General features: G+C 38.8%; 23 protein-coding genes. 9 read left to right on the forward strand and 14 right to left on the reverse strand.

The genetic code is table 11. The features are described from left to right. Window positions 1–150: 150 nt before the first annotated feature. Together fba and ACLLO5_RS21610 are read left to right on the forward strand one after the other, a co-directional pair. Window positions 151–1,224: a class II fructose-bisphosphate aldolase gene (fba, locus tag ACLLO5_RS21605; protein ID WP_413172550.1), complete on the forward strand. Its 1,074-nt coding sequence runs from the start codon at window positions 151–153 to the stop codon at window positions 1,222–1,224. A 235-nt stretch (window positions 1,225–1,459) separates the two neighbouring features. Further along, window positions 1,460–1,942, forward strand: coding sequence for a DUF29 domain-containing protein (locus tag ACLLO5_RS21610; protein WP_413172551.1), 483 nt, complete (start codon window positions 1,460–1,462; stop codon window positions 1,940–1,942). Between the two features lie 110 nt (window positions 1,943–2,052). Here ACLLO5_RS21610 and ACLLO5_RS21615 read toward each other — a convergent pair whose 3' ends face one another. The 9 genes from ACLLO5_RS21615 to ACLLO5_RS21655 all read right to left on the reverse strand — a co-directional run bounded on the left by ACLLO5_RS21615 (window position 2,053) and on the right by ACLLO5_RS21655 (window position 11,839). Next, on the reverse strand, window positions 2,053–2,865 hold the full coding sequence (locus ACLLO5_RS21615) for a carbon-nitrogen hydrolase family protein (RefSeq protein ID WP_413172552.1): 813 nt from the start codon (window positions 2,863–2,865) through the stop codon (window positions 2,053–2,055). Between the two features lie 186 nt (window positions 2,866–3,051). After that, window positions 3,052–5,850: an NACHT domain-containing protein gene (locus tag ACLLO5_RS21620; protein ID WP_413172553.1), complete on the reverse strand. Its 2,799-nt coding sequence runs from the start codon at window positions 5,848–5,850 to the stop codon at window positions 3,052–3,054. Window positions 5,851–6,065: 215 nt separating this feature from the next. Continuing rightward, the gene (locus ACLLO5_RS21625) at window positions 6,066–6,719 is read right to left on the reverse strand and encodes an HAD-IA family hydrolase (RefSeq protein WP_413172554.1); all 654 of its coding nucleotides are present in this window, start codon (window positions 6,717–6,719) and stop codon (window positions 6,066–6,068) included. A 257-nt stretch (window positions 6,720–6,976) separates the two neighbouring features. After that, entirely contained in the window at window positions 6,977–7,390 is a 414-nt protein-coding gene (locus tag ACLLO5_RS21630; RefSeq protein WP_413172555.1) for a hypothetical protein, read from the reverse strand. 179 nt (window positions 7,391–7,569) lie between these two features. After that, entirely contained in the window at window positions 7,570–8,547 is a 978-nt protein-coding gene (gene secF / locus ACLLO5_RS21635; RefSeq protein ID WP_413172556.1) for a protein translocase subunit SecF, read from the reverse strand. Next, window positions 8,544–9,956 (reverse strand): protein translocase subunit SecD, encoded by a 1,413-nt coding sequence (gene secD, locus ACLLO5_RS21640; RefSeq protein ID WP_413176154.1) that lies wholly within the window; start codon window positions 9,954–9,956, stop codon window positions 8,544–8,546. Before secD ends, secF begins: the two co-directional genes overlap by 4 nt. A 328-nt stretch (window positions 9,957–10,284) precedes the next feature. Next, window positions 10,285–11,268 carry an alpha-ketoacid dehydrogenase subunit beta gene (locus ACLLO5_RS21645; RefSeq protein WP_413172557.1) on the reverse strand — a complete coding sequence of 328 codons (984 nt, stop codon included), beginning with the start codon at window positions 11,266–11,268 and terminating at the stop codon, window positions 10,285–10,287. Window positions 11,269–11,407: 139 nt separating this feature from the next. Then, complete coding sequence (locus ACLLO5_RS21650) at window positions 11,408–11,620, reverse strand: helix-turn-helix domain-containing protein (RefSeq protein ID WP_071189565.1); 213 nt, start codon at window positions 11,618–11,620, stop codon at window positions 11,408–11,410. A 6-nt stretch (window positions 11,621–11,626) separates the two neighbouring features. Next, entirely contained in the window at window positions 11,627–11,839 is a 213-nt protein-coding gene (locus tag ACLLO5_RS21655) for a helix-turn-helix domain-containing protein (RefSeq protein ID WP_413172558.1), read from the reverse strand. Window positions 11,840–12,008: 169 nt separating this feature from the next. Between ACLLO5_RS21655 and ACLLO5_RS21660 the strand changes: the two genes are divergently transcribed. Beyond that, window positions 12,009–12,461 (forward strand): hypothetical protein, encoded by a 453-nt coding sequence (locus ACLLO5_RS21660; protein ID WP_413172559.1) that lies wholly within the window; start codon window positions 12,009–12,011, stop codon window positions 12,459–12,461. A gap of 147 nt (window positions 12,462–12,608) precedes the next feature. Here ACLLO5_RS21660 and ACLLO5_RS21665 read toward each other — a convergent pair whose 3' ends face one another. From ACLLO5_RS21665 to ACLLO5_RS21685, 5 genes are all read right to left on the reverse strand, one after another. Beyond that, the gene (locus tag ACLLO5_RS21665) at window positions 12,609–14,390 is read right to left on the reverse strand and encodes a hypothetical protein (RefSeq protein ID WP_413172560.1); all 1,782 of its coding nucleotides are present in this window, start codon (window positions 14,388–14,390) and stop codon (window positions 12,609–12,611) included. Between the two features lie 207 nt (window positions 14,391–14,597). Further along, complete coding sequence (locus tag ACLLO5_RS21670) at window positions 14,598–15,017, reverse strand: type II toxin-antitoxin system VapC family toxin (protein ID WP_413172561.1); 420 nt, start codon at window positions 15,015–15,017, stop codon at window positions 14,598–14,600. 7 nt (window positions 15,018–15,024) lie between these two features. Further along, window positions 15,025–15,306: a type II toxin-antitoxin system Phd/YefM family antitoxin gene (locus tag ACLLO5_RS21675; protein ID WP_413172562.1), complete on the reverse strand. Its 282-nt coding sequence runs from the start codon at window positions 15,304–15,306 to the stop codon at window positions 15,025–15,027. Window positions 15,307–15,406: 100 nt separating this feature from the next. Next, window positions 15,407–16,384 carry a porphobilinogen synthase gene (gene hemB / locus ACLLO5_RS21680; protein ID WP_413172563.1) on the reverse strand — a complete coding sequence of 326 codons (978 nt, stop codon included), beginning with the start codon at window positions 16,382–16,384 and terminating at the stop codon, window positions 15,407–15,409. Between the two features lie 270 nt (window positions 16,385–16,654). Then, window positions 16,655–17,014 (reverse strand): DUF4870 domain-containing protein, encoded by a 360-nt coding sequence (locus tag ACLLO5_RS21685; protein WP_413176155.1) that lies wholly within the window; start codon window positions 17,012–17,014, stop codon window positions 16,655–16,657. Between the two features lie 212 nt (window positions 17,015–17,226). Here ACLLO5_RS21685 and ACLLO5_RS21690 point away from each other — a divergent pair, with 212 nt between their 5' ends. The 6 genes from ACLLO5_RS21690 (at window position 17,227) to ACLLO5_RS21715 (ending at window position 23,959) form a co-directional block, all read left to right on the forward strand. Further along, window positions 17,227–18,336: a protein kinase domain-containing protein gene (locus tag ACLLO5_RS21690; RefSeq protein WP_413172564.1), complete on the forward strand. Its 1,110-nt coding sequence runs from the start codon at window positions 17,227–17,229 to the stop codon at window positions 18,334–18,336. Between the two features lie 46 nt (window positions 18,337–18,382). After that, window positions 18,383–18,655, forward strand: coding sequence for an HNH endonuclease (locus ACLLO5_RS21695; protein ID WP_413172565.1), 273 nt, complete (start codon window positions 18,383–18,385; stop codon window positions 18,653–18,655). Window positions 18,656–18,955: 300 nt separating this feature from the next. Then, window positions 18,956–19,204, forward strand: coding sequence for a DUF2281 domain-containing protein (locus ACLLO5_RS21700; protein WP_413172566.1), 249 nt, complete (start codon window positions 18,956–18,958; stop codon window positions 19,202–19,204). 1 nt (window position 19,205) lies between these two features. Beyond that, window positions 19,206–19,562 carry a PIN domain-containing protein gene (locus tag ACLLO5_RS21705; protein WP_413172567.1) on the forward strand — a complete coding sequence of 119 codons (357 nt, stop codon included), beginning with the start codon at window positions 19,206–19,208 and terminating at the stop codon, window positions 19,560–19,562. A gap of 414 nt (window positions 19,563–19,976) precedes the next feature. Continuing rightward, a complete protein-coding gene (gene prfC / locus ACLLO5_RS21710; protein ID WP_413172568.1) occupies window positions 19,977–21,605 on the forward strand; it encodes a peptide chain release factor 3 in 1,629 nt (542 codons plus the stop codon). Window positions 21,606–21,781: 176 nt separating this feature from the next. Continuing rightward, window positions 21,782–23,959, forward strand: a complete 2,178-nt coding sequence (locus ACLLO5_RS21715) for a M48 family metalloprotease (protein WP_413172569.1) — start codon at window positions 21,782–21,784, stop codon at window positions 23,957–23,959. The last annotated feature ends 18 nt before the right edge of the window (window positions 23,960–23,977 follow it).

Raw genomic sequence — 23,977 nt, forward strand, 5'->3', positions numbered from 1 at the left:
CGTTAAACTTTTTCAATATAAACACCCGCCACTAGATATAATTTCCTATAAGATGAAAAAACTCTTAAGATTAGCGTAACAATTACATTAAGATAAAGATTACGCTTCTATTAAACTGACTAGCTGATACCCAAATTAGGAGGATTATATATGGCGCTTGTACCAATGCGGTTGCTTTTGGATCACGCTGCTGAAAACGGTTACGGCATCCCCGCTTTTAACGTAAACAACTTAGAGCAGATTCAAGCAATCATGAAGGCAGCGGCTGAAACAGACAGCCCTGTAATTTTACAAGCTTCTCGCGGCGCACGTAATTATGCAGGAGAAAACTTCCTGCGCCACCTGATTTTGGCAGCGGTAGAAACCTATCCTCAGATCCCCATTGTCATGCACCAGGATCATGGTAATGCTCCTTCTACCTGCTATTCAGCAATCAAGAACAACTTCACCAGCGTGATGATGGATGGTTCTTTAGAAGCTGACGCTAAGACCCCTGCAAGCTTTGAGTATAACGTTAAAGTTACCAGCGAAGTTGTCAACGTAGCTCACTCTTTGGGTGTCAGCGTTGAAGGTGAATTAGGCTGTTTAGGTTCCCTAGAAACCGGCGCTGGTGAAGCTGAAGATGGTCACGGTTTTGAAGGTACTCTTGACCACTCTCAACTTTTAACTGACCCTGATGAAGCTGTTAGCTTTGTAGAAGCAACTCAAGTAGATGCTTTGGCTGTTGCTATCGGTACTAGCCACGGTGCTTACAAATTTACCCGTAAGCCTACTGGTGAAATTTTGGCTATCAGCCGCATTGAAGAAATTCACCGTCGTCTACCCAACACCCACTTGGTAATGCACGGTTCTTCTTCTGTACCTGAAGATTTGATTGCACTGATTAACCAATATGGTGGTGCTATTCCTGAAACCTACGGTGTACCTGTAGAAGAAATTCAAAAAGGTATCAAGAGTGGTGTTCGTAAGGTAAATATCGACACCGATAACCGTTTAGCTATCACTGCGGCTGTTCGTGAAGCATTGGCAGCTAATCCCAAGGAATTTGACCCCCGTCACTTCCTCAAGCCTTCCATCAAGTATATGCAGAAGGTTTGTGCCGATCGCTATCAAGAATTTGGTACTGCTGGTAATGCAAGCAAGATCAAACAAATTTCTTTGGAAGATTTTGCTGCTAAGTATGCTAAAGGCGAATTGGTAATGAGAGCCGCTGCTAAAGTTTAATTTCTGTTAGCAATAATTAGGGTATAGCTAGGCTATACCTCTAGATAAATAAACCGGGGGCATTTATGTTTCCCGGTTTTTTATAGCAGGAGGCAGAGGGCAGGAGGCATAAGGCAGGAGGAAAAGCCTTGTTATATCTACGTTTCAAGGATTAATCATGTCCTAATTATCCTGGCTACAGCTATATGGCTATTTTTGATATATTCAGGAAATGGGATAAATCAGGCTATCTGTTATGACTAGCAATTTACAATCTACATCCTTGAGTAGTTCTCTTTATGATCAAGATTATTGTTTGTGGTTAGAAACTACAGCTAAATTATTGCGAGAACGAGAAATAGAACAACTTGATTTTGAGCATTTGATTGCAGAAATAGAAGACATGGGGAAAGAGAAACGACGGGAGTTGAAAAACAGACTTATAGTTTTACTCATGCACTTGCTCAAATATCAATTTCAACCCGAAAAACGTTCTTCTAGTTGGATAAATACAATTTGGGAACAATTCTATCAAATTGAATCTTTATTAGAGGATAGCCCCAGTCTCAAACCTTATTATTTAGAAATATTTTCTGATTGTTATTTAAAAGCTGTTCGCGCTGCTAGTAGTGAAACTAAACTACCTGCTCAAGATTTTCCAACTGACTCTCCTTTTCTTCCAGTAGACGTGATTAGTCCTGAGTTTATAGTGACGCTGGTTAGTCAAGAAGAATTTTAAAAGTCTAATAGCGTAGCGCAAACCATATCAGGATTTACAAGATGTGTATTTGCAATGATGATTGTGATTTATAGATCCCCGACTTCTTTAAGAAATCGAGGATCTGAGTTCTAAAAGACTCGATGCTGTAAAGATGGCATTTGTCGGCGTACTTGTTCTAATCTGGTGGGTTTAATTTCGGCGATCGCCACTCCTGGTTTATCCCCCGCATCAGCTAAAATCACACCCCAAGGGTCAATAATCATTGCGTGACCGTGGGTTTGACGACGGGCATAGTTAGTACCCGTTTGGGCTGGTGCAATTACGTAATAAGTATTTTCTATTGCCCTAGCTTGTAGTAATACTTGCCAATGGTCTTTACCTGTAAAAGCTGTAAAAGCCGCAGGAACAAAAACAACATCTGTCCCCTTATCTGCTAAATGACGATATAGTTCTGGAAACCTGACATCATAACAAATAGAAAGTCCGATATTACCTAATTGTTCCGAGAAATGGACTGGAGGTAATTCTTTACCAGCCATGACGGTGCTAGATTCTTGATAAGTATTGCCATCAGGAACATTGACATCAAATAGGTGTGCTTTGTGGTAGCGAGCGAGTTCTTGACCGTTGGGAGCAATGAGTAATGCGGTATTGTAAACTTTGCCTGTGCTATCGACAGGGACAGGAAAACCGCCGCCCAGGATGGTAACTTGAAAGCGTTGCGCCATTTTTTTCAGAAATGTTTCTGTTTCTTGAGCGATCGCATCCGCTTGAGCAAGTTTATCTTTTTCCTCTCCCATAAAGGAGAAATTTTCTGGCAAACCCACCAACTCTGCACCCTGACGCACGGCCAGATCAATTAATTCTTCTGCCTGTGTCAAGTTTTTCTGTAGATCAGGCACACTGGTCATTTGAATAGCGGCGGCTAAATAAGACTTCATAGATTCAATAACAAACAGTGGATGACGGGATAGATTCTCAAATATATCGTTACTTCCAGATTGGTGGAGGCTAGTCAGAATTGCGTAAATTACGCTTTTCTGGAAAATACTTATCTCAGCTATCCCTAGCGTCTTATCTTAATATTCCTGTTGATTATAGGAAACTATTTACAGCTATTTTCAGGTTCATTTCAGTCCTAAAAGTTTTTTTAGGGCTGCTGGCACATTCTTAGCCGTTTCTAGCCCCTCTACATCTTCCCAGCTTGTACTTTTATCCCAACGCATATCACCAAACAATTCATCGCTGAAGTTTGCATCCATCAGATATGCACCGCTAAGGTTAGCACCTCTCAAGTTAGCACCACTGAGGTCTACTCGACTCAGATCAGCATCTTGGAGGTTAGCATTACTCAGGTCTGCTCCTCTCAGGTCAGTACGAATCAGGTTAGCACCGCTGAGGTTAGCACCTGTCAGGTCTGCTTGGATGAGTTTAGCAGCAATCAAGTACGCACCACTAAGGTTAGTTCGCACTAGGTAGCTGCGGCTGAGGTCTGCACGGCTAAGGTCTGCTTGACTCAAATCTGTGTAACTCAAGTCTGCTTGGAACAGGTAAGTAGCTCGCAGGTGAGTAGCACTGAGAAATTGCCCAACTATACTTTTGAAACTTTCTCCCTGCAAACAATTACAGTAGTTAATAACTTGCAGCAAATCCGACCTTAAACTATCTCCTTGAGGTTGACCAGAAGGATAGAAAATAATATATTCTTTCAGGACATCATGTTCTTGAGCATATCGCTGTATTTCCAACAGCAAAATCATCACATTCAACCCTGCATAAATATCAACCTGACGCTGACCTAATTTTTTACTATTCTCATATTGTCTATAATTTTGTAGATTCTTCAGCTTGATTTGTGCTAAAGTTTCTGCTGATGTATCAATGAATTGTCCTTCACGCCAGTTGGTATAAAAATTCTCTAAAACTTTAAAGAGATTGATCCAGTATAAATCTGGAATTTGTGTTAATAAACCGATTACAGATTCTACAATTTCTAATGTAATCTTACCAAATCCTAGCAAATCATAAATTTGCCAATTCATCGTGTTAATTTGGTCTTCAGTATTAAATTTTGACCAATCATATAGATATTTAGTAAGTTGTTCCGCAAACAAAAAGTCAGTAAAAGTTTGATGAGCAGCTGTTACTTGTTCTTCCTGCTTTGTAGCAGCAAAAATGTATAACTCCCCTAAAGTAGTTTTTATATCTGTTTCATATTCTTGTAACCGGGATTTGATCATGGGCATAGAGCAAAATGCACCCCCAGATTGCATCATACAAACAGCGGCTTCTCGCAGAATATTTTTTCCATCTAATGGGTAATTGGGATGTTCTTGAATATTGACATCACTATCTTCTAAAACTGGTTTTTGCTTTGTAATTAACCAATTGATAAATTCTTGAAAAATTACAACCTTGGCAGTTCTTTTATTAGCTTGTTCTAACTTATCAATTACCAAAGTTTGATCTCGATTCATTAATGCCAATAAATGGAGAAAAAGAGGAATTTGAGCTAATTTATTAATCTCTGATGGACACTTTTTATTAAATAAAAATTGCTGTAAATCTGTATTTCGCTCTTGATGATCTGGCAACGAATTCCATTTATTTAACCATTTTTCTTGGAGTTTACTATCCATATTGAGGATTTCTACCCGTTCTAAATTATGGTGATCTTGAAAAGTGCTTGTTCTACCAGTAATTAAAATGCGATGACCCATTTCCGATGGATGTTGACATTTTTGCTGAAAAGCGAAAATCTGTTGAATAAATGTTTCCACATCACAACGTAATTCGTCTAAACCATCCAAAATAAACAGAAAATGCGTATTTTTGTTGGTTAAAGAATAATCATTATTTTCCTTAAAAATGAATTTTAGTTCTCTCTGCAAAGTCTCCTCTAAAGAAGATGCAATAAAGTCAACATTTTTTAAAGAAATTAAAATAGGAGTCCACAACGGATGTAAATGTTGCCGTACCCATTCAGAAAACATTTTACAAAAAGCACTTTTTCCGCTTCCTGGTTCACCTTGAACAAACATCACTTGTGCTAATTTTTGTTGATTGAGAAGAACCCCCTTAGTCCATGTTTCTAAATCCAATACATTGACATTTTGACCTATAGATTTAGCTTTGAGAGGAATATAAATATCTTTTAAAGAGTAGTTTTGATTAAATAATTTTTCTAAAGACTGTGTTGAAATATGTATTTTTAAGTATTTATCAATATTTTGAATTATCTGCTGCTCTTTTTGCCATTCTATGCTAGATTTGCCCATCAAAATTTGGATATTTTCAGGGAAATTTACACAAGATTCTATTATATAACGTTGAGTATTATAAGCTATTCGTTTTGTCAACAGGTTGGCTAAATATTTAGTGACATTTGGAGCGATTAATCGGGATGATAATATTTGATTGAATGCTGCTGCTAATTCTGATGTGTGAAAGCAAGAAATTGTTTTTGTTGCTGTTTCAACATCTAATTCAAGAGTATTGATATTTTGGAGTTTTTCTCTGACTTCTGCAATATAATCTAAATTAGAATCCCAATTGAGGGCAGGATATAAAGATAAAATGTCTCTAAGGCTTTGTAAATAAGCTGCTTGACTAACAATCAATACACATTCTTCTAAAGTAGGACATTTTTGAGTCATATCAGCGTAAAAATGCAAAAAATTCACACCCAAAGACACAAATGATAATTCTTTACCAATTATTTGTTCTAAAGGTAAACACAGGACATCTAATAAGGAAGATGAATTTTGTACTACAGGTTTTAAGACTTCTAAACTAGCATTTTGTTCTTGAATTATTTTTGTTGCTTCTAAAACTGCTGTACCTGATTCTACTGTTATATCCAGCCTGGCTTCTACTGAATAAGATTGTTGGAACTGCTGCCAAATTTGTAATAAACTTTTCTTCATTTGTTTATACGGAATATCATACCGATTTATTTAAAGCCTAGCGTAGCATTTTAAACTTCCAAATAGGGTCAGATATAAAATTGGTAAGAAAAATTCACATCCTTTTTACAGAGTGTTGCAGTTGTATATATGACAAATTGAATTATCTCCTTACCGTTGTTACTACGGAGAAGACAAGGAGATAAATTATATTTTGATACTAGGAATAAAATAATTTAGTAATTTTGCTGTCGGTTAATCCAAATACCCCTCATACCCGCCTTTATAGCGCCATGATAGTCATCTGTGATGCTATCTCCAATGTGCCATGCGTCCTCTGGTGAACAGTGATGACTTTGCAAAGCAATGTTAAAAATTTGCGGATCTGGTTTAGCTGTACGGACTTGGGTAGAAATAGTAATGGATTTGAAATAGTCTCTGAGTCCCAAACTTTGTAATACTGAGTATAAACGAGAATCAAAATTAGATAGTACACCTAATTCAACTCCTAACCGTCGCCAGTTTACCAAAGCTAGTGAAACATCTGGATAGACAAACCAAGGTTCAGCAGTACCAAAGTGAATATAAAGTTCGCCAAAAAAAGCGGAAAAATCAGAAAATTCCTGAAGAACACCTGCACCTTCAAAGGTTTTGAGGGCTATACTTCGCCACCAGTCAAATTCACGCTGGGGAATATCTTGAATATCTGTATCGAGAAATATGGATGGTGGTGCAGCTTTAAAGCTTTTAAAAAAGTGTTTATTGAGGATTTCGGGCGCAACCACAACGCCAAATTCCTGGGCTATTTGACTATAAACTGTGCCTACACTACCTTTGACACCAAAAAGTGTACCTACCGCATCTAAAAAAATAACTTTCGGTTTTTTCATAATTTCTAAAACTAATTACCCATAAACCAGCTTCATACAGAATTCTACCCATTGATGTGGGTAGTGTTGCTGTTCATAACAGAATATTGAGGGTAGGGACTGCCGCGAGGAGTTCAACCGGACATGATATAATTTGGGATTCTCCTTCCTAGACATAGTTCTTCGGAAAGAGGTACAAAATTCAAATTTGCAAAAACCCCTTCCTATAGACTATTGTTCAATCCCAAATCCAAAATCTAAAATTCTCTTGTCTCCAATTACTGACAGACCCATTTCCATAGAGGATGAGTAGGACCCTGTTGGCGTATTCGACAAACTTGTTTTTCTAAACGTTGCTTTTCTGGTTGCGGTAATCCTATCAGAATATTGCGACTTTGCCAAACTAAAACCGAAACAGTCATCCCAATACAAAAGGCTAGTCCAACAGTAGACAGAGGGTGAAAAAAGAGTCCATAACGCACAGCCGACCAGGTAAAATATTGTTGCCACAAAGCCATTTCTGCACGTAAATCCCACAAACAAGCAGGTGAAATAATCAGCCACAAACAACCGACAAATAACCACCTGCCATATACTGTCAACTGGTGTAATCTCTGTACTTGCTCAAGAAATGAAGCATCAGATTTATCAATGATCGAGCCATTAATTGGTGGTTCTTCTTGTTCAGCCATAGGGCAATAACAATTTTAGAATTTGGATTTTGGATTTGCAATTATGACTCTAGAATTTTGCTGAAAGCAGTTTTCATGTATTTAGACCACACCCTAAATTAATCAATTTCTTTCTTGGCGCGAAATTTTCATTAAAGTGTGGTTAATTTACCTGAAAATTGCTATTGCTGTTTTTTCTATTAACTATCCTGGGAACTAACAGAGTTATCAATGTTTTCAATTGTATATTTACCTGTACGTTCTCGCCACAATGTTAGCAGTGTACTGGCAATGAAAATGCTGGAATAAGCCCCCATTACAAAGCCAATAATTAAAGCTAGAGAAAAATTTCTCAAAGTTTCGCCGCCAAATAGAAAAATAGCGGTTAAAGTCAGCAAAGTTGTTAAAGTAGTGTTGATTGACCTGGATAAAGTTTGGTTGACAGCATCATCAACAATGTCAGCAATAGGTCTGTCAGGATTAATTTTGAGAGTTTCCCTGATGCGGTCATAAATTACCACTGTGTCGTTAACTGAGAAACCAGTGATGGTTAACAAGGCAACAATAAATAGACTATCTACTTCTATACCTGCAACTAGACCTAAAATTGAGAATGCCCCCACAGTCACCAAAATATCGTGAAATAAGGCAACGATGGCAAAAATTGCATAGTCTAGCTGGAAACGGAAGCTCATATAAATAGTAATACCTATAAAGGAAACTACTAGAGCTAAAACACCAGACCGAAAAAGTTCTCTTCCTAAAGTTGGACCAACAGAGTCAATTTGGTTTTTCTGTGGGTCAAAAGCACCGATTTTTTCGCTTAAGGCGTTTTGTAAATTGGTGCGTTGTTCGGTGTCTAAGTTTTTTGTACGGATGGTGATGCCATTTTCTTGGCCATTTTCGGAGACTAATTGAATGCTACTATCTCCCAGTCCCTGGTCTTTGGCAACTTCCCGAACGGCGTTAATATCTATTGGTTTGTCACAGTTACCAGGCTGGCTACAATCCCGCACTAGTTGTAAGCGTGTCCCACCGATAAAATCTAAACTAGGACGTAATGGTGCTTTAATGTTGGGATTTTGCCAAGAAATCACCATTGAGATAATGCCACTGAGAATGATGGCAGATGAAATAGTCCACCAAATACTCCGCGCTTTGTTAATCTGTAATGTCATTGAGCCACCTCAGCCTTATTTGATGCTGACACTTTAGGACAGTAGAGTTCTGTTTTCCGCCAAGAGGGAATGGAAACAGCTAAAAACATCAAGGTGCGACTACAGGTGATGGCGGTGAACATACTGACACCAACTCCTAAAGCTAAGGTGAGGGCAAAGCCTTTAACTAACCCAGAACCTAACCAAAATAGGGCGGCACAAGCTATCCAGGTAGTAACATTACTATCTAAAATACTGGAAAATGCTCGGTAAAAACCAGATTCTACAGAACGATATAATGATTTACCTGCCCGTAATTCTTCCCTTGTGCGTTCAAAAATTAGTACGTTGGCATCGACAGCCATCCCAATACTGAGAATAAAACCAGCGATTCCTGGCAAGGTGAGGGTGACACCCAATAAGCAAAATGTAGCCCAGGTTAAGAGGGAGTAGATCACTAGTGATACATCAGCAATAAGTCCTGGTAGTCTATAGTACACCACCATAAAGACTAATACTAAAGCTAGTCCACCGATTCCCGCGTAAATGCTGCTTTGAATACTGTCTTTACCCAAGGTTGCGCCCACTGTTCTTCTTTCGGCGATTTCTACAGGTACGGGTAACGCGCCACCTCGTAATTGTACACCTAAGTTGTTGGCTTCTTCTGCTTCAAAATTTCCTGTAATCACGGCAGAACCGCCTGTGATTCCGGTTGCGGCAAATTCTACTCCTACGGTGGGAGAACTAATTAATTCGTTGTCTAGAAAAATACCGATGGTGCGACCTGTTCCTGCTAACTTTTTAGTCAAGTCAGCGAATAGTTCACCACCTTTGGTATCGAAGCGTAGCGCCACATTCCAGTTAGTACCTTGGGTGGGTTCTCCTTGGGCATCTTTGAGGTATTTACCAGTGAGTGGTGGGTTGGTGCTTTCAAATAATTCGGCGATCGCTTGGTTATTGTTCTGCAACTCTGCTTGATTTTTAGCGATCGCTTCTTGATCGTTACTCTTTCTTAACTCTTCCTGTTTGGCTTTTAGTTCTCTGCGTGATACTTGTAGCGCAAATATTTGAGTGTCTGTATTTGGTTTTTGAGTCCGAAATTCTAACTGGGCTGTACCACCTAGTATCCGTTCTGCCTGTTCTGGATCATTGACTCCAGGCAACTGCACTAAAATTTTATCATTACCCACAGTTTGAATTACTGGCTCAGAAACGCCTAGACCGTTAATACGACCTTCGACGACTTTTTTCACGGCTTCCAATTCGCGTTCGGTGATTTGCTTAATTTCCTCGCTTGGTTTCACCTGAATTGTAAGCTGTGAGCCTCCCCGCAAGTCCAGTCCTAACGGTACAGGAATTGTTGCAATCGCCGTAATAGAGGCGATTACCAAAACTATAATTAACGCTAATAGCGATCGCTGTCTTTGCATACCATCACTCACAACTGACAAAGGTTATAATAACGTTCTTTTTGTCAGGTTTGAGTAGAAGATTTGGCAGGAGTTCAGGAGTTCAGGAGTTCAGGAGTTCAGGAGTTCAGGAGTCAGGAGTCAGGAGTCAGGAGTCAGGAGTCAGGAGTTCAGGAGTTCAGGAGTATGGCTTACGCCACGCTGCGCTATCAGGAGTTCAGGAGTCAGAAGAAAGAATTAATCTTTATCCTCCTGCTTCCCCTGCTTCCCCTGCTCCCCTGCTCCCCTGCTCCCCTGCTCCCCTGCTTTCTTCACTGTCACCTGTCACCTGTCACCTATCACCCATCACCTATACTCGCAAAGCCACCATTTTCTGTACAGCTTCGATAATTTGCTCTGGTTGGACAATGGTCAATCGTTCCAGATTACCGTTGTAAGGTGTGGGGATATCTTGGGAAGAAAGCCGCAGTACAGGCGCGTCTAATTCATCAAACAACCTGTCATTAATGGAGGCTGTTAATTCTGCACCAATACCACCAGTTCGCATACACTCTTCCACAATCACCACTCGGTGGGTCTTACGCACGGATGCACCAATAGTATCAAAATCTAGAGGCTTGAGAGATATCAAGTCAATAACTTCTGGATCGTATCCTTGTTTTTCTAAAGTTTTCACCGCTTGCAGGACGTGATAACGCATCCGAGAATAGGTAATAATTGTCACGTCTTTACCACGACGGACTACTTCTGCTTTATCCAGCGGTAACACATACTCTTCTTCTGGAAGATTTTCTTTTAAGTTGTAGAGTAAAACGTGTTCAAAAAATAACACTGGGTTATCATCACGGATAGCAGCTTTTAGTAACCCTTTAGCGTTGTAAGGTGTGGAACAAGCTACGATTTTTAACCCTGGAACGGCTTGGAAATAAGCTTCTAAACGTTGGGAATGTTCTGCACCTAACTGTTTTCCCACACCCCCTGGGCCACGAATCACCATCGGGATTTTAAAGTTACCGCCGGAAGTGTAGCGCAACATACCCGCGTTGTTAGAAATTTGGTTGAAGGCTAGAAGCAAAAAGCCCATGTTCATGCCTTCAATGATAGGTCTAAGACCAGTCATTGCTGCTCCTACTGCTATACCAGTAAAGCTATTTTCGGCAATGGGTGTATCTAATACTCGCAGATCACCATACTTTTTACATAGGTCTTTGGTAACTTTATAAGAACCGCCGTAATGTCCTACGTCTTCACCAAGAACAAATACGCTAGAGTCACGCGCCATTTCTTCATCAATGGCTTCCCGCAGGGCGTTGAAAAATAGTGTTTCTGCCATTTAGACCTTTATTACAATTTATTGTTCTCAAATTTTATCTTGCCATTGTCCCTAATACCGTCAGCGATCGCACTCTTATTAATAACAGGTGATAGGTGACAGTTAGCATTCCTGATCTTGAATCTTGAATTGAATCGCCCTACTCTTCTACCACATCATATAAATCTTCAATCAAAACTTCAAACGTCCGTGCCAGCTTTTGCAGAGAAGTTACGTCCACAGTCGCTAACCCAGGAGACTTCGCATAGTTTTTGAGCGTGGTATATGCAATTCCTGAACGCTCTGAAACCTCTTTTAGCGTCCAGCCCTTCTCAGCCGCAAATTCTTTGACCCGCAACCTCACCAAGCCCATAGTTTATTATTCCTGCACTATCTCATACAAGTCTTCTATCAGCACGTTAAAGGTTCGCGCTAACTTGTGTAAGGATGTCACATCAACAGTTGCTAACCCAGGAGAACGAGCATAAACCTTGAGCGCACTGTAACCTACACCAGATCGATCAGACACTTCTTTTAATGTCCAACCATTTTCAGCCGCAAATTCTCTAATTCGCAACTTTACTAAACCCATACTTGACAGAAGCCTAATATTAGTCTTTAATGATTATAGCAATAAAAAGCGATCGCCCCTAGTCTACCAAACAAAAGTGCGATCGGCAATTTAAATATTAGTTCCTATCGCTTGGTATCTTTCACCCGAAAACCAGGTTCATCTACCCAAAAGATAGAAATCTATCACTATGATCACTATTGAACAATCGAAATCCAACTCTGTCAACCCTTTATTTCGCTTTGTCACTGAAGAAGCAGTAGCGTTACTCTTAAAAATTCCCGTGACAGAAATCAAAGATATCCGGTGTTGGCCGAATGTAATTTTGGTAATTTCCCAACATTTAGTGAGATTTGTTAGTTACGCCGACTTACCGCCCATTTTAGAAACAGAACCACCAACAAACAAAGATATTATTACTTGGCGTAAAAGGTGGCGAAAGCTCAAAACCTATAAAGCACCTAACTTCTGGCAAGAATTCTATACTCAAAAATTCCGTCAATCTCCTGACAAGGGGACATTGTATGCTTGGGAGCGACTTGTTACCATGCTCAAGTTTGCAATGTCCTATGATTCTGTACAGACTCTCAAAAACGTTTTTCAGGAAACTCTCCGTTTTATCGCTGTTCCTGTAGACCAATAATCTCACGCCTAAATTATAGATACAGCCAAGTTTACAGGTGGTTAGGTGTGGTGGAAAATGCGATCACTAACTGCTAGTTATTTGGAATATTATTCTATTGAGCGATATCCTCATGGTGAATATGAATATCAGAAATCGCTAAAGTGATTAATGAATTAGATACAAATCAGATGTCTTGAGTACGCTTCGGCTGAGTTTCAGACTAATTTCACCATGAGAAGCTGATTCAACTATTTTACCATTATCATGAATTTCTATTATTTCTGCTGTTGAATAAACCCCATCATTGCAAACAACAATTTTTGCCCGCTTAGATAAAGGAATATGGTCAAGTTGCAATATTACAACTTTTCCTTGGTAATGAATTTCTAAAGGAGTTCCAATAAACTTAGTATTTGAGGGTTTGAACTGGACGAGTCCATATTGCAATAAAGCATCTCTAGCATCTTGTTTTGTTATAAAACCCTTCTCAATGTTAAAGTACAACTGAAAAAGTTCATAGGTAGTCAGTAACCCTCTTTCATCATATTTAGCATCATCAATCTGATGTTTAGTAAATGGAGGATTTTGTCTTTCATGGGGTGGTAAGTATCGTTGATGATTTACTAAATATAAAGCAAAAACATCGAAATTACGACGCTCTTTTTCTCTTCTATTTTTGATTTTATTTACCTGTGAACATTCACGATCTTTGGAAGTTCCTCCAATACCTTTAATTTCAATGACTAACAAACCATTATCTAAAGGAATTTGAATATCTTCCTCTTTAATCTCTGGATTAGTTTCATCCATATTAATAATATTCGTAAAACCAAGCCAGGTTAAAAATTGCTCAACGGATTTAACCAGTGAATCTCCTGTTTCAGATAGTAGATTATGTAAAAACTGATATTTAAATTGATTCTGTTTAATATCATCTTCTATTTGTGCTAAAAGCTTTTTATGTTCATCCTCTATTTTTTGTTTCTTCGCTAGAAGATTTTCTTGATTAGGAAGTAAATATTTATCTGATTTCAGCCAGGAGAACTGGTCATTGTAAGGAAAAAGTTTAGGGAATATACCAGGTAATGTTTCATTAATTAGTTCAATTAAAAATTCTCTTTTTTTATTGATTATTTGAGGAAAAACAAAAACTAATGCTGGAGCATATATAGCATCTATAAACCCTGCAATTTCATCATCTGTATTTAATAATAAAGGAATAAATCCCTTTCTATTGATAGATATGTTTTCATCCTGATCCCATATTGTAGGGTATTCAAATATAGCTGAGTAGCTAAAATATTTACTATATTTATATAGAATATTTTTAAATTCTTCTCTTGTTACATTTGATGATGGAACTATATTGTAACCTATCTTGTTTCGTACTCTCGTCACAGATTGAATAAACTGATATAGAAAATAACTCTCAGTCTTATGCTCTCGATAACCATAGGGTGTTAGTGAACCAACATGATATTCAATCACTTCATTTACAGCAGAGAATACAATAATTAATGCCTCTTTTTTAAACAGTTCCTGTAATTTTTTACCAAGAATACTTGCAGAGAATGGTCGTGGGTCGAAAATTTTTTCAGGGTATTTACTTAATATAATATCTTGCTCACTTCCTTTGGTTGACAAGTGCGTATGCTCAGATGCTTTATATTCTATTGGATCTTGTGCTTGTAAATCCACAATTACAATATCGTATTCGTGAAGATTAGGTGGAAAATCAAAGTTTAGCAAGCATGGATGTTGATCACCTATATTAAAATTTGGTACTTTAACCTGAGAACCTAATGTACCAGAGAAACATTGCAAACCTCTATCTCGTAAAGCTTCAATAATTTCTGGATCTAAATCAATTGCACAAATTTTCGGAGTTTCCTTAATTTGAATTTTTGAGGATTTGTCAGTCATCTCTATTTCATTAGCTGCTGTCAAATTTTATTCTAACTGATTTGTATATTTTTTGTCACTAGCTACAACTACACACAAAATACTAAAAATCTCACGCCCAAACACCAAAACACTCTCTGCGTCTTTGCGCCTCTGCCTGAGATCATATCTTAATTTACAACCACCGAGCCGCAACTTTAGCGTGGTAAGTCAAAATCAAATCCGTAGTGTGTGCTAACACTGAATTATAGTCTACAGTTCTAACCAGTTCTCAATTTTTAAGTTTTGAAAATTGGAGTAATCTGCCACATTATTTGTTACCAAAGTTAAATTATTTACCTGAGCAATTGCCGCGATTTGTCCATCTGCATAAGCTGGAGTTTTACCGATTCTTGTTAGTCTTGCTCGTTCCTTAGCAAACCACTCAGCCGCTGCCATATCATAAGAAAGGATAGGAATTTTTTGTTTTATTTCTCTGTGTAAATAAACCTCGATTATCTGGCGCTTATTTGATTCAACTGGTAAGCGATAACAGCCAAATAAAATTTCGTGTAAGACAACAGTAGCCGTAGTGATATCACTAGAATATTGCTGTAACATCCTAATCACAACTGGATTGGGGCGGGAGCGTAACGGTTCTGAGAGTATATTAGTATCTAAAAGGAAGCGCATATTATAATTAAAATATTACCTCTCGTCCAGGTGATTTATCCCGCACCCCTGCAAAAATTTCATCGGGATTAATATCCGCCAACTCTACATTATATTCCTGGCGAAATAGTTCTATAGATTCTCCAAAACTTGGTATTTTATTTAAAAATTTTTCATATTCTGCGGTGGAAATAATCACAGCAATTTGTTTACCTTGCTGAGTAATTTCGATTTTTTCACCTTTTTCAATTTCCTGAATAATTTTGTTGAAGTTGACAGGAATTTGTTCAATTGAATATTGCTGAGACATAATTATTCTCCTGTACTACATCCAAAATAAAACAATCTCACGCCCAAACACAAAAACACTCTCTGCGTCTTTGCGTCTTTGCGTGAGATCACATCTTAATTTACAACCACCGAGCCGCATCTTTAGCGTGGTAAGTTAAAATCAAATCAGCACCAGCCCGTTTAAAACCAGTCAAAGTTTCCATCACCACGCGCTGTTCATCTATCCAACCATTTAAAGCCGCAGCTTTCACCATTGCATACTCACCAGACACATTATAAGCAGCCACAGGTAAATTACTCGCTTGCTTCACCTGCCAAATAATGTCCATATATGCCAAAGCCGGCTTCACCATCAGCATATCAGCGCCTTCGGCAATATCCAACTCAATTTCTTTGATAGCTTCACGGGAGTTACCTGGGTCCATTTGGTAAGTGCGTCTATCTCCAAACTGGGGAGTCGAGTCTGCTGCATCCCGGAATGGTCCATAATAGGCGGAAGCATATTTAGCAGCATAGGACATGATGGGGATATCTTCAAATCCCGCTTCATCCAAACCTTCACGAATTGCTTGGACAAAACCATCCATCATTCCCGAAGGTGCAATAATATCCGCACCTGCTTTAGCTTGGGAAACTGCGGTTTTCTTTAATAATTCTAAAGTTGGATCATTTAACACTCTACCTGTTAAATCACCAGTTGTTAAATAACCGCAATGTCCATGACTTGTATATTCACACAAACAAGTATCAGCCAGAATAATTAAATCAGGAACAGCTTCTTTTACTGCGGTTGCTGCTTTTTGAACAATACCACAATCATGCCATGCACCTGTAGCATCTACATCTTTATCTTCAGGAATTCCAAATAAGATAATTGCGGGAATTCCTAAATCATAAACTTCTTTTGCTTCTTCAACAATTTTATCTACCGAAAGTTGATAAACACCAGGCATAGATTTTACTTCATTAGCAATTCTTTCACCTGGAACAGCAAACAATGGGTAAATCAAATCATTGGTTGTGAGAACGGTTTCACGTACCATGCGGCGTAGTTGGGGATGGGTACGTAAGCGACGGGGGCGATGTGTAGGAAACATAAATTTTTATCAAGAAAAGAGCAATGGACACACAAGAAAGCGTCACAAAAGCAAGGTTTTCACCTGCTCCCGTCCGACAAACTACAAACAGTGCTTAACTGTCTTTTGCCCTACCGTTGATGAAGCTGTGGGGCAATTTTGTATTTTACAACTTGGTTGACATTTTCCTATAGGAAAATCGAAAAAACAATCTTAAAATTTCCTGCTGATTAATCAGAAATGGATGTTGTAATCAGAGTTAGATTAGCCTCAATTATTACTCTCTTGGGACTAAACAATTCTGAAAATAAAGGGATAACGAACGGGTGTATCAGGATTAGCAAAAACTTTAGCGATCGCCCAAATTGTTAGTCCCCAGTGTAGCAGATAACCTAGTCCTGCTAATGGTAATAATACCACCAATGGTAACACTAACCAACCAGTTAGAAAAAATAAAGTTCCCAGAATCGCACCATAAAACCAGACGTTCAAATGGAAATTGATAGATTCTTTGGCGTTGTCTTTAACCACTGGATCATCCGAGATCAATAATAAAGCGATCGGTAAACCAACAGATACAATAGTGGTACTGAAAAAAATCGCTCCATGAGATAAAGCTGATAACAGTTTACGTTTATCGCTGTCGTACATTCTGCGCTCCATAAATCTTTTTCATACTTTAATTTTATACTAACGTCTGATAGCGTAGCGAAAGCGATATCAGGATTTAACGATTTTTAGGATCAAGCTAAATTATTTATCCAAAATCCTGTTCATCCTTTAATCCTGAGTATCCTGATTTAGACATGATATAATTCTGACAATATATTAAATTAATCTCAGCAATATCTACTATAAAAGGTATGATTATTTGGCAACCAGGGCAACCAATCAACAACGATAGATTTATTATTCAGGGTAAACCTTTGGGTAGCGGTGGTTTTGGTATTACCTACAAAGCTTTAGAACCTAAGACGGGTAAATTATACGCTATCAAAACCCTGAACTCAACCATGCAACTACGGGAAGACTTTGCAGAACAACAGGTTAAGTTTATTAACGAAGCCTTGACAATTAAAGGTTTTGATCATACGCACATTCTCAAAGTTTATGAAGTCATCCAAGAAGGTCAACTTTTTGGCGTGGTGACGGAATATATTGATGGGGAAAATTTATTTAAATATGTTCAGAATAAGGGACAATTATCAGAAGCTGAAGCCCTATTATATATAGATCAAATTGGTAAAGCTTTAGAATATATTCATGAAAAAGGACATTTACACCGCGATATTAAACCCCAAAATATTCTGTTACGAGAAAATAAACAAGAAGCAGTTTTAATTGATTTTGGTTCAACTCGCAGTATGGCTAATAAAAGCATGACTATCTCATTAACAGAAGGTTATGCACCTATTGAACAATATTGGGATAAAGGAAATTTTGGACCCCATACCGATGTTTACGCTTTGGCTGCAACTTTATATTATCTTCTCACTGCTGATGGACTGAAACAAGACTCAAAATCTACTCCAGTACCCGCATACAAACGTAAACAATTTGACCTTTTAGCAAAACCAAAATTTTATAATCAAAGTCTTAGTCAGAGGGTGAATGATGCTATTTTGCAAGGTATGGAGTTAGAACCGGAAAACAGGACTCCGACAGTATTGAAGTTTCGGGAAAATTTGGGTTTAGTTAATATTGAAAACGAGCAAGAAATACAATTAAAATCAGAAGTAGGAATGGACTACACCAAACTGCGTGACTTACTAGCAGCACGGAACTGGAAGCAAGCAGATAAAGAAACTTACGAAGTCATGATTAAAGCTGTGGGTAAAAAGTCAGGTGACTGGTTTACAAGTAATGAACTCTTAAATTTCCCATGCCAAGACCTCCGCACAATTGACCAATTGTGGGTAGAATACAGTGAAGGAAGATTTGGCTTCAGCGTCCAAAACGTATTGAACACTTAATTATCATGATTAAAACTGGTAATTTAGCTTATTTGAGCAATAACCTGTGAGTATATCCTATATTCCCGCAGCACTTCGCAGATTAGTAGAAGAACGCGCAAAACATCAATGTGAATATTGTTTGCTACCTGCAAAAGTGGCATTTTTTTCCCATGAAATTGACCATATCATTGCAGAAAAACATGGTGTTGAAACCAATGCTGATAACTTAGCACTAACTTGTTGGCGTTGTAACCGATATAAAGGTAGTGACTTAGGTTCATTTGATCCAGAAACAGGAAATTTTAGCTTTTTATTTAACCCACGTAAACAGGAATGAAAATCTCATTTTATGTTTTCAGAAGTGGTGATAATTGGTTTAACTCCAGAAGGAAGAACAACAGTTAAGCTGCTACAAATGAATAGTGAAGAAAGACTAAAAGAACGTAAAAAATTAAGATTTGAAGAGTAACAAATATGTCAGAAAAATCCTCAAATCATACAAAGAATCATCAAATTACATCCTGTAAATCCTATAATCCTGGCTATCCTGATTCTGACAAATAAAAATCTATAGTACAATACAAATTAAATCATGTACTAAACACAAAAATCCACATCCTGACAATCCTGATTAATTATGACCATTGCTGAACAAATTTACACAATTGTGCAAACTCTATCCCCAGCACAAGCAGAAGAAATTCTCAACTTTGCAGAATTTATCCGTAATAAACACCTAAATACTAACCAAACTATCAATGATTCTTCAAATCTTTCTTGGGAAGAATTGGTTTATTCACTTGCGGGAACTTGGAAAGATAATTTTCCTAGTTTAGAAGAAATTCGCAGCAGTGCGGGAGCAGATATTTTACGGGAGAGTTTCTAAAATGTATGTTTTAGATACCAATACTCTAATTTACTATTTTAAAGGTCAAGGACAAGTTGCTGCAAATCTCGCTAAAATACCAAATCAAGAAATTATGATTCCTACAATAGTTCTCTTTGAATTACAAGTAGGAATTGCTAAATCAAATTCACCTGCAAAACGCACCCAAAAACTTCAACAACTTTTGAACCAAGTTAATTTAGGTTCTTTTAATAGAGATGCTGCTTTTGCTGCTGCTAAAATTCGCGCTGACTTAGAACAAAAAGGAACTCCAATAGGTCAAATGGATGTTTTAATTGCTGGAATAGCTATAGCACTTCAGTGTATTTTATCAACCCTTTCCAAGAGCAATATATAGCAGCAGTAGAAAAAGCTGCTCGTTTTCCAGATCAGAAAATTACTCTGTGTGATGCTGTCACTGCTATTTTATCTGAATAAATGAAGATATCAGTATGGACTTATGACTATCATTTTGATGTGATGCAGGTGCAGGTATGGCGTTAAAATTGATTTTATCCTGTAAATCCTTAAATCCTGGACATCCTGATTCTGACAATCTGAAAAATCTCAAAAAAGACCCTATATGCGCGCATAGATTCCCACTATAATAAAATCATAATGGAAATTCAGAAATTTGTCAACTACCTCAGTCATAAATTTCTGAATTAAGATTGAGGAATCCGACAGAAGAATGAATAGAATAACAAATGTGTTTCCTAGCCCTGAAAAAGATTACATTTAATTAAATAAGGTTAAAAACAAATTACTGATTATGGCTACTGAACTTGTGGAAGAACTGGGTCAAGCGGTGGAACTGCGTCGCAATTTTGCGATTATTTCTCACCCTGATGCTGGTAAAACTACGTTAACAGAAAAATTATTATTATACGGAGGTGCTATCCATGAAGCTGGAGCAGTCAAGGCGCGAAGAGACCAGCGCAAGGTAACTTCTGACTGGATGGCAATGGAACAACAACGGGGTATTTCTATTACTTCCACGGTGTTGCAATTTGTATATCGTAATTGTCAAATTAATTTACTTGATACCCCTGGACACCAAGATTTTAGTGAAGATACCTATCGCACTCTAGCCGCAGCTGATAACGCGGTGATGCTGATTGATGCGGCTAAAGGGTTAGAACCCCAAACCCGGAAACTGTTTGAAGTGTGTAAGCTGAGGGGTATTCCTATTTTCACATTTGTGAATAAACTCGACCGTCCGGGGAGAGAACCGCTGGATCTGTTGGATGAGATTGAGCAAGAATTGGGGTTACAAACTTACGCAGTGAATTGGCCGATAGGGATGGGCGATCGCTTTAAAGGTGTATTTGATCGCCACCAGCAGCAAATTCATTTATTTGAACGTAGCGCCCACGGTAGCCGAGAAGCCCGCGATACCATCATCAATTTAGGTGATAGCAGAATTGAAGAACTACTAGAACAAGACCTTTATCATCAACTCAAAGATGAGTTAGAGCTATTAGAAGGAGCAGGAGGGGAACTCGATTTAGAATTAGTGCATCAAGGAAAAATGACACCTGTGTTTTTTGGTAGCGCCATGACTAACTTTGGGGTGGAATTATTCCTCAAATACTTCCTTGACTATGCCCTCAAACCAGGTACACATCATAGCAGCGTCGGCGAAATTCCTCCTACCTACCCGGAATTTTCAGGATTTGTCTTCAAACTCCAAGCCAACATGGACCCGAAACATAGAGATAGAGTAGCTTTTGTCCGGGTCTGCACAGGTAAGTTTGAAAAGGATATGACAGTTAATCATGCCCGCACAGGTAAGGTTGTCCGTCTGTCTCGACCACAAAAACTCTTTGCCCAAGAGAGAGAATCAATTGATGTGGCTTATCCTGGTGACGTGATCGGTTTGAATAATCCCGGCGTTTTTGCGATTGGCGACACAATTTATACAGGTCAAAAACTGGAATATGAGGGAATTCCTTACTTCTCACCAGAGCTTTTTGCCACGCTCAGAAATCCCAACCCCTCGAAATTCAAGCAATTTCAAAAAGGTGTTTCTGAATTACGAGAAGAGGGTGCTGTACAAATTATGTACTCAAATGATGAAGCCAAGCGCGATCCAATTTTAGCAGCGGTTGGTCAGTTGCAATTTGAGGTGGTGCAGTTCCGTCTACAAAATGAGTATGGTGTGGAAACCATATTAGATTTATTGCCCTACAGTGTTGCTAGATGGGTTGAAGGCGGTTGGGAAGCTTTGAATCAGGTAGGACGTTTATTCAATACGACTACTGTTAAAGACAGTATGGGCAGACCTGTATTGCTATTCCGTAATGAATGGAATTGTCAACAGTTGGAGGGAGACCATCCAGAGTTAAAATTAAGCGCGATCGCTCCCGTATTTTCCAGTCAAAAACTAGATACGGAATAATTTGTAATTCGTAATTACTGCTTCCTTCTGTCTCCTCCTCCTGACTCCTGCCTCCTCCTCCTGAATAAATAAATTCAGGGACTCGCATCTATATTGTTGAATTTTGAGTTTTCAATTTTCACTTTTGAATTAGATCGCGTGTATTACCTAGCAGAAATTGGAGTACCACAACTTCTATGCCTTCATATCAACAACCGTCTTTGGAGGCTGGTTTAGCTGCCCTCAAGCAGGGAAATTACTACGCCGCAATTACTCAACTTGCGCCTATTGCCAACAGCAAAAATCAGAGTAACGCTTGTTTGCAGGCTCAGGTTGGCTTAGTCATGGCTTATGCCCGCACAGGCGAAGTTGCTCAAGCGATCGCCCTGTGTGATTATCTGATTAAAAACAGTAATCCGCAAGTTCAAGAATGGGCAGAACGCGCTCTTGAACACTTGAATAAACTGCACAAACGCCACAAAAAAACCAGGAAACTGGAAAATGGATTTGTGGCTTTTGATAATTCCTTAGATACTTCTTTAGTTTCTACCACAACATCACAACAAAAAGAAGGTACCCCAGCAAAAAATACTCATATAGATATCCCCAATACTACAGCCACTAAACCAGTTAACATTTATTGGCGGCACGCTAGACGTGCTAAGGTATGGCAACCTCTCCGTAAATATAACTCCATCCCATCCCGGCTGCTGGCGCTGGGAACATTCATGGCCATTTTTTGGGTATTGTGGGCATTAATCTATTTACCAATGGCTGTAATCAACAAAATTTTAGACAAACTGCCCAATGTAAATCCATTGCCACTTTTATATAGCAATCCTGCTTCATTAATATTATTCCTATTATTGGTTTTACTGGGATTGTCTCCTTGGTTGCTAGATTGGCTGTTGGCAAAATTTTATGGACAACAACCGCTGTCTAAAGAAATCTTATACAGCCACAGTCGTGAAGCAGTCCGGGTGACACAACGTACTTGTCAACTAAGACGTTGGCCTGTTCCCAAACTCCAGATTTTACCAATGGCAGCACCAATCATGTTGACCTATGGTAATTTACCCCGCACAGCCCGTATAGTCGTTAGTCAGGGATTGCTAGAAGCACTAAGTGATGATGAAATAGCCACTATCTACGCTTTGGCTTTAGGGCAAATTGGCCGCTGGGATTTTCTGGTCATGTCTTTGGCTTTGCTGGTGACTTTGCCAGTTTATCAGCTATATCAGCAAGCATCAACTTGGGGAAACAAGACCGAAAAGCAAATTTGGCGATGGACTGCTACAGCTTTGAGTAGTCTGAGTTATGGAATTTGGTGTTTGTTGGCTGGTACAACTTTGTTAAATTCCCGGTTTCGGATGAACTCTAGCGATCGCCACGCAGCTGAAATTACAGGTAATCCGAATGGGCTAATTCGTGCCTTACTCAAAATTGCCATTGGCATTGCTGATGATATCAAAAACCAAGAACAAACGAGTTGGCAATTGGAAAGTTTAAATATGGTCGCCCCAGTTAGCCACCAACAAAGCCTGTGTTTGGGAAGCATAGCCGGACATCTGCCCTGGGAATCATTCTTAATGTGGGAAAACTCCAATCCTTATCGGCAATGGTTTACAATTAATAACAGCCATCCATTAATGGGCGATCGCATCCAACGCATAAGTCAAATAGCCCGTCATTGGCATCTAGAAACAGAACTACATCTAACCATTCCAGAATCCTTCCCCATTAAACCTCCATCCTTCCTATTACAAATCGCCCCTTGGTTGGGAATACCCCTGGGTTTTGTACTAGCCGGTATGTTCTGGCTAATATGGCAAACAGCATATACATTTCATTTAGTCAACCTCAAATGGATTTATGATGATTGGTCTTTCATCACAGGGTTTCTGATGATCGGCTTTAGTATAGGTACAGTGATGCGGATTAATGCCTTCTTTCCCGAAATTAGACCTCTGTCCTTACAAGCTGATGACCAACTACCTCAGCTATTAACCAACCCCTTTGTTTTACCAGTAGATAGCATCAGTGTCCGGTTTGTTGGTAAACTATTAGGCCGTCGTGGAATTAGCAACTGTCTATCCCAAGACCTCATCCTACAGTCCAGCACAGGTTTAGTGAAACTACACCATCTTCCATTGTGGGGACTCTCAGTTACTCCCCAAGAATTAATTGGTCGGCAAATTATCGTCACAGGTTGGTTACGACGAGGAGCAACACCTTGGATAGATATCCAAACCCTAGAAACTCAAAATGGCAAAACCATTAACAGCCCTCATCCTATTTGGTCTACTGTTTTAGCAGTCATCGCCCAAGCTTGGGGAGCATATATTATGCTCACCGCCCAATCTATTGGCAGTTAATACCAAAATTCTCGCCTG

The sequence above is a fragment of the Anabaena azotica SJ-1 genome, from assembly GCF_047275885.1.
GTDB classification, from domain to species: Bacteria; Cyanobacteriota; Cyanobacteriia; order Cyanobacteriales; family Nostocaceae; genus Trichormus_B; species Trichormus_B azotica_A.